Annotated in this window: 10 protein-coding genes; 5 read left to right on the top strand and 5 right to left on the bottom strand. The window is 32.8% G+C overall.

Annotated features, from left to right (window positions below):
* Window positions 1–55: 55 nt before the first annotated feature.
* Together RBH29_RS07705 and RBH29_RS07700 are read left to right on the top strand one after the other, a co-directional pair.
* Window positions 56–1,054: an isocitrate/isopropylmalate dehydrogenase family protein gene (locus RBH29_RS07705; RefSeq protein ID WP_306696202.1), complete on the top strand. Its 999-nt coding sequence runs from the start codon at window positions 56–58 to the stop codon at window positions 1,052–1,054.
* Window positions 1,055–1,166: 112 nt separating this feature from the next.
* Window positions 1,167–2,360 (top strand): alpha/beta fold hydrolase, encoded by a 1,194-nt coding sequence (locus tag RBH29_RS07700; RefSeq protein ID WP_306696201.1) that lies wholly within the window; start codon window positions 1,167–1,169, stop codon window positions 2,358–2,360.
* A 165-nt stretch (window positions 2,361–2,525) separates the two neighbouring features.
* On the opposite strand, the gene RBH29_RS07695 is transcribed toward RBH29_RS07700, so the two are convergent.
* Window positions 2,526–3,503, bottom strand: a complete 978-nt coding sequence (locus tag RBH29_RS07695; RefSeq protein WP_306696200.1) for a dockerin type I domain-containing protein — start codon at window positions 3,501–3,503, stop codon at window positions 2,526–2,528.
* 437 nt (window positions 3,504–3,940) lie between these two features.
* On the opposite strand from RBH29_RS07695, the gene RBH29_RS07690 reads away from it, so the two are divergent.
* The 3 genes from RBH29_RS07690 to RBH29_RS07680 all read left to right on the top strand — a co-directional run bounded on the left by RBH29_RS07690 (window position 3,941) and on the right by RBH29_RS07680 (window position 7,298).
* Complete coding sequence (locus tag RBH29_RS07690; RefSeq protein ID WP_306696199.1) at window positions 3,941–5,131, top strand: RtcB family protein; 1,191 nt, start codon at window positions 3,941–3,943, stop codon at window positions 5,129–5,131.
* 116 nt (window positions 5,132–5,247) lie between these two features.
* On the top strand, window positions 5,248–6,150 hold the full coding sequence (locus RBH29_RS07685; protein ID WP_306696198.1) for a helix-turn-helix transcriptional regulator: 903 nt from the start codon (window positions 5,248–5,250) through the stop codon (window positions 6,148–6,150).
* 206 nt (window positions 6,151–6,356) lie between these two features.
* Complete coding sequence (locus RBH29_RS07680; protein ID WP_306696197.1) at window positions 6,357–7,298, top strand: M15 family metallopeptidase; 942 nt, start codon at window positions 6,357–6,359, stop codon at window positions 7,296–7,298.
* A 246-nt stretch (window positions 7,299–7,544) separates the two neighbouring features.
* On the opposite strand, the gene RBH29_RS07675 is transcribed toward RBH29_RS07680, so the two are convergent.
* From RBH29_RS07675 to RBH29_RS07660, 4 genes are all read right to left on the bottom strand, one after another.
* Window positions 7,545–8,741: a putative glycoside hydrolase gene (locus RBH29_RS07675; protein WP_306696196.1), complete on the bottom strand. Its 1,197-nt coding sequence runs from the start codon at window positions 8,739–8,741 to the stop codon at window positions 7,545–7,547.
* A gap of 203 nt (window positions 8,742–8,944) precedes the next feature.
* Window positions 8,945–10,255, bottom strand: a complete 1,311-nt coding sequence (locus RBH29_RS07670) for a TRAP transporter large permease (RefSeq protein ID WP_306696195.1) — start codon at window positions 10,253–10,255, stop codon at window positions 8,945–8,947.
* Window positions 10,252–10,809 (bottom strand): TRAP transporter small permease, encoded by a 558-nt coding sequence (locus RBH29_RS07665; protein WP_306696194.1) that lies wholly within the window; start codon window positions 10,807–10,809, stop codon window positions 10,252–10,254. Before RBH29_RS07665 ends, RBH29_RS07670 begins: the two co-directional genes overlap by 4 nt.
* A complete protein-coding gene (locus RBH29_RS07660) occupies window positions 10,796–11,869 on the bottom strand; it encodes a TRAP transporter substrate-binding protein (protein WP_306696193.1) in 1,074 nt (357 codons plus the stop codon). Before RBH29_RS07660 ends, RBH29_RS07665 begins: the two co-directional genes overlap by 14 nt.
* Window positions 11,870–11,998 lie beyond the last annotated feature (129 nt).

Raw genomic sequence — 11,998 nt, 5'->3', positions numbered from 1 at the left:
TCTAGAAGGAGGAGTCTTAAGATAAGATGAAAAATTATGAAAAAAGGAGAAGGATATGCATAAAATTACCTTGATACCAGGAGATGGGATAGGTCCGGAAGTTACATTTGCCACTAAGAAAATAATTGATTCTGTAGGAGTAAAAATTGATTGGGATATTCAAAATGCTGGTTCTCACGTAATAGAGCAATTTAAGAATCCTCTTCCAGAGCATGTAATTAATTCTATTAGAAAAAACAAAATTGCCCTAAAGGGACCTATAACGACTCCAGTAGGAGAAGGTTTTAGAAGTGTTAATGTTACATTGAGAAAAGAACTTGATCTATACACTAACCTTAGACCGATAAAAACATATAGTGGTATACCTACAAAATATGACAATATTGACCTTGTTATAATTAGAGAGAATACTGAAGATTTATATGTTGGAATTGAGCATATGGTTGGTGATGATGCAGCAGAAAGCATAAAAATTTTCACACGTAAGGGATGCGAAAGGATAATTAGATATGCATTTGAGCATGCGAGAAAAGAAGGTAGGAAAAAAGTAACTGCAGTTCATAAAGCTAATATTATGAAATGCACTGATGGCATGTTTTTAGGTATAGCTAAAGATATATCAAAGGAATATCCTAACATCGAGTTTGAAGAAATGATTATTGATGCAATGTGTATGAGACTTGTACAAGTACCTGAGACATATGACGTTTTAGTACTTCCTAACCTTTATGGAGACATAGTATCTGATTTATGTGCAGGACTTGTTGGTGGTCTGGGATTTGCACCAGGTGCTAATATAGGAAGTAAATATGCTATCTTTGAAGCAGTTCACGGTAGTGCACCAAATATTGCAGGACAAAATATTGCCAATCCTACGGCATTAGTTTTATCCGGAATACATATGTTAAGATATCTAGGTGAATTGGAAGCATCAAACAGGATAGAAAATGCTTTATCAAGTGTGCTACAAGAAGGTAAAGTTCTCACAGCAGATATAGGTGGAAGTGCTTCTACAACAGAGTTTACAGATTATATAATTTCAAAGTTTGATTAAATACAAAAGGTTGCTGGACTTCTAGAGAATAATAAATATCTATTGTTTAGTGCATAATAAGATTATTCGTTTTTTATAGTTAAAAACACACTATAAGAATTGGAGGAAGGCAATGGGGGAATTTTCTAAAATAGATTCAGTTCCTGTTGTGGTTTTTATTCCAGGATTTCTTGGTACAGAAATTTATGAAGATTCAATAATACCCAAAAAGCTATGGCCTGTAATTGATCCCTTTTTACATCAAAGAATGGCTCTTAATAGTGATGGAGAGCTTGATACTGGTTCAAATGGGCATTATCGAACATATCCTAGAAGGGTATTTGAAACTTATTGGCCTTCTTTGGGAGGACATAATCAAACTAAGATATTTCTTGATGCATTAAGAAAGGCAAAAATTAACGTAGTTAAAGTACCATATGACTGGAGGATTGGATTTTCTCATGACAATACAATAAAGGCGGTTGATGATGGAATTGAATATGCACTTGATACATATTCTAATGGAAAACCTGTTACAATTGTTACGCACAGTTCTGGAGGGCTTGTTGCAAGAAGTTATCTTTTAAGAAAACCAAATTCTCCTGTAGCAAATTTTATTAACATTGCTTCTCCAAATCTCGGTACACCAAGGGCAATAAAGGGTTTGACAGTGGGTGATAATTTGGGTTTACCTATATTACTAAACACAATTTCAAAGAAGATGGTTAAAAATATGCCTTCAGTATACGAACTTATACCTGGAGAGAGTTTTGTAAATGTATATAATGACATTTACAAAGATTATGATTATAGTACCTTTTACTATGATGAGCACAATAATATTACAAGTTATAATAAAACAAAAAAATATATAGAAGATAATTATAATTTTAAGCTGTATAAAAAGGGAATGCTTTTCAGGAGAAAAATGGAAACAGAACAATTAAATCCAGCTATTAAAGAATACAGAATTGTTGGATACAGACGCTCTAATATTATGCAGGTTATCAGAAAAGAAGCAACAAAGGAATCTGTTGGTAGATTTATAGAAAACAATTATGAATTGTTATTTGGCATAGGTGATGGAGTTGTACCAATAAAAAGTGCGGATATGAACTGTAATGGTAATGCTAAAGTATACTACTTTAATTTATCTCATATGGGACTTCTGTCTAATAGTGTTATAACTAAATTTGAAGGCAGGAGGGTTAGGAAAAAAAATTATACTAAAATTCATGATTTGATTATTAATATTGTAAAAGGAAAAGACATTGATAGTCCTGATGATTTTCCTCCACATAATATTGGTGACTATATATTAAAGTGAACTCGTTTAGCTAAACCTAAACATCGAGGCTTCAGGTGGAGTGTTAGAATAAGATAAAAAACTTAAAAAGCAAGGATTTTCTTCCCAATATCCTTGCTTTTTAAGTTTCATATGTAAAAATGGAGTAAGATTACATAAAATAAATTTTTAGACATAAAGTTATTATTAATTATCAAAATCTATAGGTTCTAAAGGATAGTCCAACTCATCAAACAAATCAAAAGGATCACCATTAGTAAATTCAATTTCATAACGGTTGTCATCTTTTATTAAATGATCATTATAGGTAATATTATATTTTGTTCCATCATCAAAGTTGATGTTAATAATAAAATATCCGCAAACGATTTCTTCATATGTTTGTTCTAAGACATTAATTCCCTGCACCATATCAACTATGGTATTTATATCGTCTTTTCCAGTAATTGTTTTTTGGCAATATGGGGGAAGATGTAAAACTATATTATCTATTTCTCCATCTGGAAGATTAATAATATTTTCATAATTTTTTTCTACAGGAAACTTGTCTATTGTACCGATAATATAGCGCTGCAAAAGAACGCAATCAGTACTATCTATAATGCCATCTCCGTTTAAATCTGCTAGAATTTTTTGTTTTGGTGACAACTGAGATATAGATAATACATGTCTTTTTAACAGAGCGTAGTCTGTAGAATCTATAGTTCCATCTTCGTTTAAATCACCATAGACAAGTGAAGAAGCATCTATAGGATCAGTTCTAAAAGTAATAGTCTCTGGCGTTCCTTCAAAATTTGAAGTGCTAATTTGTCCCCATCCCGTGTATGTATATTCTGTGTCTGGTTTTAAGTTAGTAAGAGTGACAGTTTGTAATTCATTCATTACATCAGGTCCTCCTAAAGGGTAAGTATGAATGGTTGATGGATCGCTGGTTTCCCAGTATTGCAAATCATATACATATCCGGGAAGGGTTATATCATTATAGCATACCTCGCCCATAATAAATTCAATTTCTATTTGAGCGCTGTCATGAGTAACAATTGGATCCTCATATAGTATGTAATATGTACTCCAATTTCTTCCCTGGACATAAAGACCTGTTGTCAGTATGGTTGTACTAAGCAAAACAAACACCAACCCTAAAATAATCATTTTTTTAAACATAAAACTCCTCCTTCAAATAACACAATTTGCCACAATTTGAATCACATGAGGGTATACTGTGTAATTAAAATCCTTTAAATGTAATTTGCTACAACTGTACTATAAAAAGAGAGAATAGATATTCATAAACGAAAGATATATTGATAAAACCCTATATAATTCAAGATAAAACATATTTTCATTATATCATAAATAAAAAAAATAAAATAGTTACTTTAGTCACTGTTTTTTCTGTTTAAAATTTTTTACATTAAAATACCTTCTTAATACGCTAATATTTATTAGCATATTTTTCTAGATTGCTTTAGTAATAGAGAAAAATGTGATATATTTAAGAAAGAAATATTTTCTCAAGTTTGAAATTGAATAGACAATCAAGTTATTGTACCTAGAATAAAACTATAAGATTATTAGTGTACAATGAAAGCGGTGAGGTTATGATAGAAATAAAAGGGAAATTTAATGCAGCAAAAGTTTTTACTGACAATCTAGAGAGTCAAGCTGCTGAACAGATACAGGAACTTTGCAACCAAGAGTTTGTTAAAGACAGTTCTATAAGGATTATGCCAGATACACATGCAGGAGCAGGTTGTACCATTGGAACAACAATGACTATACAGGATAAGATAGTTCCCAATTTAGTCGGCGTTGATATCGGTTGTGGTATGGAGACAATAAGGCTAGAGAATAAGGAAATAGATTTAGAAAAATTGGACAAAGTTATTCATGAGTTTATACCAGCTGGGTTTGATGTTAGAAAGAAACAGCATAGTTATACTAATGAAATTGATTTTGAAAAGTTAATATGCAAAAAGAATGTAAATATAAATAGAGCAAAATTAAGTATAGGAACATTAGGTGGAGGCAATCACTTTATTGAAGTAAACAGGGATAAAAGAGGATGCCTTTATCTAGTTGTACATTCAGGTAGCAGACACCTAGGCAAGCAGGTTGCCCAGTTTTATCAAGACCTTGGATATAAGGAAATGGTAAAAAACAACAAATACATTTTAGAGGTCATACAAAAATTAAAATCTCAAGGGCGTGAAAAGGAAATTCAAGGGGAAATAAAAAAGATAAAGACCTCAAAAATAAGTAAATCCCTTGCATATGTGCAGGGGAAAGGCTTTAATGAGTATCTCAATGATATGAAAATAGTACAATATTTTGCAGTTATTAACCGAAAGGCTATTGTAGATGAAATTGTTAGAAAAATTAATATTGATGTTAGTGAACAGTTCACTACTATACACAACTATATAGACATTGAAAATATGATTTTAAGAAAAGGAGCCATTTCAGCACGTAAAGATGAGCGTGTTCTCATTCCTATTAATATGAGAGATGGAAGTCTAATTTGTGTTGGAAAGGGCAATAGAGATTGGAATTATTCTGCACCTCATGGTGCAGGAAGGTTAATGAGTAGAAAAAAAGCAAAGAAATCTATCACTTTAGAAGAGTTCAAAAAATCCATGGAGGGCATTTATTCATCAACAGTAAATAAGTCTACTTTAGATGAATGCGCCTTAGCTTATAAGCCTATGGATGAAATAATAAAAAACATAAAGGATGCTGTTGAAATTATTGATATAATAAAACCTACATATAATTTTAAAGCCGCAGAGTGACGTTTATCAAAGAATGTTTCTTCTATATTTTCAGTCATACTTAAATATCATGCATCCATATTAAATATGACATGTACTTGTCATATTTGTGTGGTAAAATATACATAGGTGATGATATGCAAATAAATCGTATTATTGAAATGGTTTATATTTTACTTGATAAAAAAACAGTAACAGCTAAAGAGTTAGCAGAACATTTTGAAGTTTCTCAACGTACAATTTATAGAGATGTAGATATATTGAGTTCTGCTGGGATACCTATTTACGCCATGAAGGGCAAAGGTGGGGGCATTAGCATTTTAGATAACTTTGTACTCAATAAATCAATGCTTTCAGAAAAAGAACAGATGGATATTCTTTCTTCATTACAAAGTCTCAAAGCTTTAAATGCATTGGATATAGATCCGGTATTAAAGAAATTGGGAGTAATATTTGGCAAAGACAATACAAGCTGGATAGATGTTGATTTTTCACGCTGGGGTAGTAGTGCTGAGGAAAAAGACAGATTTAATATTTTTAAGGAAGCTATTTTAAACAAAAAAGTTGTGTCTTTTGAGTACTACAACTCATATGGAGAAAAAACAAATAGAGCAGTCGAACCTTTAAAGCTTGTTTTCAAAGGTTATGCCTGGTATGTATATGCATTTTGTTGTGTTAAAGAAGACTTTAGAATGTTTAAAGTAAGCAGAATAAAAAAAATAGTTATGATAGATAAGTCTTTTGCAAGATCCAGCCCAAAGAAGGTGACCTTGGATTATAATGAAACAGATGCTAGGACAATTAAAGTTGTTTTAAGAATTAATAGAAAAATGGCATTTAGGATATTTGATGAATTTGATAGGGAATGTGTATCAGAAAATCAAGATGGAAGTTTTAAGGTTACATCTTTTTTGCCAGATGAAGACTGGGTTTATGGGTATATACTTTCTTTTGGAAACTTTGCTGAAGTTCTAGAGCCAAAGCATATTCGTGAGGGACTAAAAGATAAGCTAGAAGAATGTTTGAAAAAATATTCTTAATAATAGATTTTTTATATTTAAATAGTGATAAATAAATGATAGTATGTTAAATAGGTTGTTAACATATACAAAGGAAGCATATGTTGTTTCACTTTCTAGTGAACTTATTTAGCTAAACAGTAGATTTTTAAATATAGATTTATATTTACCTGAAAATTAAATTATGATAGTTTTAGATGTGTCAAAAGATGTAGAGGGAGAGAAAAATGTACAAAAGAAAAAGTAATTTAAGAAAAAAAAGAAGGTTGATGTTTGCAAAAATTAGGACACTGGTTATATTTATGTTTATTGCATGGGGGCTTATTAGTTTTACCCAAAATTCTGGAGAAACTAATGATGAAGATATTGCTGCTAGTTCCCAAATTGACAAAGTTGAGGTACTTGATAATGATGACAGAGAAGATTATAAAGAAATACATAATGAGGATTTAGTAGAAGAGGATACGCAAGATGAGAGAGGCGACAGTGAAGGTATACAAGGTGAGGGAAATAGTAATGAGGATACGCAAGATGAGAGAGGCGACAGTGAGGACACACAAGGTGAGGGAGACAGCAGTGAGGATACGCAAGAAGTTAACATAGATGATTGGCGGTTATTACTGGTAAATGCGGACAACCCAGTTCCTGATGATTACACATTTGAGCTCTCTAGTATTGATGGTACAAGAAAATTTGATTCAAGAGCTATAGATGAATTGAAAATGCTTATTGAGGATTGCAGACGTGAAACTGGAGACACTATATGGGCACAATCCACCTACAGGGACAAGAATGAACAAAAGGTGATATTTGATAGAAAGGTACAGGAGTATATTGATTTAGGAAAATCTATAGAAGAAGCGGACAGGCTAGCTGCTACTTCTATTTCAAGACCAGGAACTAGTGAGCACCATATTGGATTAGCTGTTGATTTTAATTATGCAAAAACTAATTTCGAAAATACAGCTGCTTTTAAATGGCTTAATGAAAATGCTCATAAATATGGATTTATTTTAAGATATCCTGAAGATAAGCAATCAATAACAAAGGTTGTATATGAACCGTGGCATTTTAGATATGTGGGAAAAGAACATGCAGAAGTTATCAAGTCAAAGGGATTTTGTCTTGAAGAATATATTGAGTACCTTAAAGAAGGCAGGGAAGATTGATATATAGAAAAACCCTTTGATTCAAAATCGGATTTTAGTAGTGGTTTGTTCGTGAAATTACTTAATATTATAGTATAAAACAAAGGTTCCAGTTAGTGGCTGGAACCTTTATATCTTAGTTTAACGCTTACCAAAATCTTAGTTATCTTTTTCTAAGACTTCATTTCTACAAGGTGGAGTCTCAAAAGTTTTAGATGTTGTAGAATCTACACTTAAAGCTCCGATATTTATCAAAGCCAAAGGAAGTTACTCTTTTTTAAAAGCTTCCTCAGAATATTTTATATTTGAGTTCCACAAAATCCATTCTTCATATCCTGCATCATAAACTGCTTGAATTTGCTGTCTGACTTCTTCGGCTCCATATTTCATAAAGTTTCCCTGACCTAACCAAGAAGCAGTAAAGTCTTGTAAATAAGGTCTTACTTTTGCATTGTAATCTGGTACTTTTGCAATTCTGTCTCTAGCCCTAACCAATGTATTATACACAACTCCATAGGGGTCAAAATCCGGTTTGGGAAATACTACTCCATTAATTTTTTGACCCTGATAATAGTGGGAAGGATATATCATTGGACATATATAATCAACGTCTTTTCCAATTAATTCTAGATATTGGCCAATTTTTTCAGTGTCTGCTGGACTTTCGCATATTATCCCAAATACATCGGCAGATATTATGGCATCTGGCATTTCGCTTCTTGCATAAGCAAGGAATTCGTTTATAGCCTCATGTAGTTCTTTGTCTTCTGCACCTGGAAAAACCATTCTATTTTTATTTCCGTCAGGAAAGCGGACATAATCAAATTGTATTTCATCTACTCCCTTTTCCAGTGCCTCTTTTGCTATATCCACATTATACTTCCAAGCATCTTTATTATATGGATTAACCCAAGTCATACCGTTATGAATTAAAAACCCACCGGAAGTATCTCTTATAGCCCACTCAGGCATTTTTTCAGGTATTACAGGGTCTTTAAAGACGACAACCCTTCCTATAACATAAATATCGTTTTCCTGAAATTCTCTGACAACCTCTTCTATTTTAAATCTACTTTGATAAGTTTGTTTTTCCTTAACAAGAGGCACCTCAGAAGGGTAACTAACATAGCCTGTGTCATCCTTTATGTCTATAACATAGGCATTTATCTCAGTTGTATTTGCCAGATTTACAAAGTGCTCAATATTACTTTGAATACTAAGTGGCCAAGAAGATAAAAATAGTGCTTTTGCCTTTACTGGTTCAGGTGTTGGCTCAGGAGTTGGTTTAGGTGTTGGTTCGGGCGTAGGTTCCGGTTCACCTTGTTCTTCTATTGAGTTTGGAACTTCAGTTGTAGTTTCAGAATCTTCTTGGATAATCTTACCGCTACAACTTGTAAAAACAGTCAATAACACAGTACCTATAATTATTGCGAGTAAAACCTTAAAAGCAAATTTGTTTTTCATAATTTTAGCCCCCATTTTTAATTTAGATAGGATAAATACTTAACACTCACTATTTTGATTAAAACTTGAATATATAATATTATTTATTTTATCACAAAATGAGAGTAAAGGGGTACTGGTTTTATTAACCGTATTAAAACTTTTTCTTTTGTAACCTTAAGTTTATATGTTTAGCTTTAACTAAACATATAAACTAAGTTTTGCTAATACGTAATTAAATTTGGCAAAAATGTGACCAATTGTGGGAATGCTATGAGTATCGTCAGACATACAATAATGGCAATTAAAAATGGCCATACTCCTTTGTATATAGTCTCTAAAGGTATATCTTTTGCCACTCCCTTTATAATAAATACATTCATTCCAACAGGTGGAGTTATTACCCCCATTGCAACAACCATAACAATTATAACTCCAAACCATATAGGATCGTAGTTTAAAGTCCCAACAACAACAGGATAAAAAATAGGTATGGTAAGCAGTATTAGAGCCAGAGCATCAATAAAGCACCCTAGAACCATATATATTAAAAGTATAATTCCTACAATAAGAAATGATGGTAGCACAAGTTCAGACGCCCAGCTTGCCATTTCAAATGGAAGCCTGCTGATAGCAATAAAACGTCCAAAAACAATAGCACCTGCTACCATTAGCATAATCATTGCAGTGGTTCTTGTGGTATCTTTTAAAGAATTTTTAAAACCTTCCCAACTAAGACGCCTTCTTATTAACGTTATGAAAAGAATAATTCCAGCACCTATCGCTCCTGCTTCTGTCGGAGAAATCCAACCTTTAAAAAGGAATCCTAAAGATATAGAAAAAGTAAGAAGCACTTCAAAAAGACCACCCTTTAATGCTCCAATTCGTTCATTCCAATTTGATTTTTCACCAGCTAAGGCAAGAGAAGGGTTTCTTTTTACCAGAATATAAATTGTAATCATATAAAGAGACATTAAAAGAAGTCCTGGTATAATACCTGCGATAAAAAGTTTACCAATAGGTTGTTCAGTTGCCACACCATATACAATAAAAATAACACTTGGAGGTATAAGAACCCCTAAAGCACCAGCAGCAGCAACACTTGCAGTTGACAGTGAGTCATCATATTTATATTTGCGCATTTCAGGAAGGGCAATAGCTCCCATAGTAGCAGCAGTAGCAGAATTTGAACCGCATATAGCTCCAAAAACTGCACATGCAATCTGGGTTGATATAGCAAGTCCACCGGGACGATGTCCAATCATCCTGTATGAAAAATTATAAAGACAGGATCCGATACCGGCATAGTATGCAATAAAACCCATCCAAACGAACATTGGAATTACACCTAATGAATTTGATGAAAAGGTTGAAAAAAGTTCAGATGAAACCATACTGAATGCAGCATTAGGTGTTCTTAAGTATGCAAATCCGCTAAAACCAACTATAAGCATTGAAAAAGCAATTGGTACTTTAAAAGCTATAAGTACAAAAAATATTAAAACACCGATTAATCCAACTAAAGGAGGACTCATTTTCTAATCACCTCCTGAATATTTTTTGAAAATTGAGTTATAACCACTAGGCATAAAAAGGTAAAGCCTGTGGCAACAATAAATATAAAGGGGAAGAGAGGAATTCTTGCTGTTGGAGAAACCTCACCGCTTAATGATACATTATATCCATATATAAAAAGGCGGATGCTGAAAAGGCTGAGAAAAGATATATATATACACTGAACTATAATATCTATAATTCTTCGCTTTTTAGAGGAGATTTTCTCCATAATAAATTCAACTGCAATATGAGCTTTCTGAACTGCACAATAGGCAATAGAAAGCCCTATAAAAGATGAAGTTAAAAGTCCTATAACATCATGAGCTCCAGAAATAGGACTGTTAAAAACCCGTCGCATAATTACATTAACTACTACAATCAGCATAGTTGCAAAAACAATTCCCCCAGCTACATTGTCAAACATTTTACTTGTATAGACAATGATAGTTTCTATTTTATTAAATGTTTTGCCATTTTTTGAAACGGAAAAATCTTTCTTATTCATGTTAAAATCACCATCAATACTTTTCATTATATTTTTCAGCAAGTTCTTTTGCAGTTTCCAAAGCCTCTTTAGCTTTTTCACCATTTTGAGAAACATATTTTTCTTGTAAAGGTTTTACAAGTTCTATCCACTTTTGAGTTTCTTCATCTGAAAGAGTCATAAGCTCCATACCTTTTTCATTTACAGCCCAGTCAAGGGAAACTTCATTTTGTCTGTCCCAAAGAGCAATTGAGTCTTCTTTATGAAGATTTTCAGAAATTTCTACAATTATGTCTTGAGTTTCTGTTGAAAGAGAGTCCCAGGTATCAAGATTCATAGTTATATAAAATAGATTATTATATAAAAATGGTGTTTGGGTAATATAGTCTGTTACATCAGCATGATTCCATGTTTGTAAAACTTCAATTGGTGCAAGGTTTCCAGCTACCATTCCTCTAGACAATGCCTCATATGCTTCAGACTGTGGCATTCCAACAGGGGATGCACCTAATAGTTCAAGTGTATCGGCAGTTAAACCTGTAGCTCGTATTTGCATACCATCTAAATCTTCAAGGTCATTTACAGGTGATTTAGAAAATATATCACCAGGGCCGGTTGCAATTACCATTAATAGTTTCGTATCCTGTACTTCTTCAGGATTTAATTTTTTAATGCCTTCCCATGCTACCATACTTGCAACCTTTGAATTTTTATAAACTATACCAGGTTGTTCAAAGGCCGCTGAAACAGGGAAACGTCCTTTATTATAAGAAAAGCATGAAAGACCAATATCTGCTATGCCATCTACAACACCACTGTAAGTATCATCTGCATCTAAAAGTGTTTCGCCAGGATAACTGGTAATAACAACTTTTCCATCTGTAGCTTCTTCAATTTTTTTACCCCACACTTCAACAAGTTCCTTTTCGGCTGGATGAGTAGCCGGAAAAAAATGTGCAAGGGATAACTCCACAGGACTATCTCCTAATGAAGCTGTTTGTGAACAGCCACTTAAAAGAATAGTTGTAAAAAGCATTGACAATACAAGCCCTTTAACCACAACTTTTTTTGCTCCCATTAATAATTTGTGAGACTTTTGAATTTTCATTTACTGATACCTCCCTAAAAAAATTAATAAAAAAAACCCCTCGCAGGGGTAATTTGCACAAAAAATATATAGCAACTGCACATTAGAATAAACTAACGCAGTTTCATTAATCTTTATGCTTTTTGCTAC

Origin of the sequence: Herbivorax alkaliphila, from assembly GCF_030848475.1 — a bacterium.
Taxonomy (GTDB): Bacteria; Bacillota; Clostridia; order Acetivibrionales; family Acetivibrionaceae; genus Herbivorax.
Note: the sequence above shows the minus strand (reverse complement) of the source record. Positions and strands in the feature narration are given on the sequence as shown.

Bases quoted from the DNA above. Each gene is read 5' to 3' on its own strand.
- RBH29_RS07705 (WP_306696202.1), top strand. From the start codon at position 56: ATGCATAAAATTACCTTGATACCAGGAGATGGGATAGGTCCGGAAGTT.
- RBH29_RS07690 (WP_306696199.1), top strand. From the start codon at position 3,941: ATGATAGAAATAAAAGGGAAATTTAATGCAGCAAAAGTTTTTACTGAC.
- RBH29_RS07675 (WP_306696196.1), bottom strand. From the start codon at position 8,741: ATGAAAAACAAATTTGCTTTTAAGGTTTTACTCGCAATAATTATAGGT.
- RBH29_RS07680 (WP_306696197.1), top strand. From the start codon at position 6,357: ATGTACAAAAGAAAAAGTAATTTAAGAAAAAAAAGAAGGTTGATGTTT.
- RBH29_RS07700 (WP_306696201.1), top strand. From the start codon at position 1,167: ATGGGGGAATTTTCTAAAATAGATTCAGTTCCTGTTGTGGTTTTTATT.
- RBH29_RS07685 (WP_306696198.1), top strand. From the start codon at position 5,248: ATGCAAATAAATCGTATTATTGAAATGGTTTATATTTTACTTGATAAA.
- RBH29_RS07695 (WP_306696200.1), bottom strand. From the start codon at position 3,503: ATGTTTAAAAAAATGATTATTTTAGGGTTGGTGTTTGTTTTGCTTAGT.
- RBH29_RS07660 (WP_306696193.1), bottom strand. From the start codon at position 11,869: ATGAAAATTCAAAAGTCTCACAAATTATTAATGGGAGCAAAAAAAGTT.
- RBH29_RS07670 (WP_306696195.1), bottom strand. From the start codon at position 10,255: ATGAGTCCTCCTTTAGTTGGATTAATCGGTGTTTTAATATTTTTTGTA.
- RBH29_RS07665 (WP_306696194.1), bottom strand. From the start codon at position 10,809: ATGAAAAGTATTGATGGTGATTTTAACATGAATAAGAAAGATTTTTCC.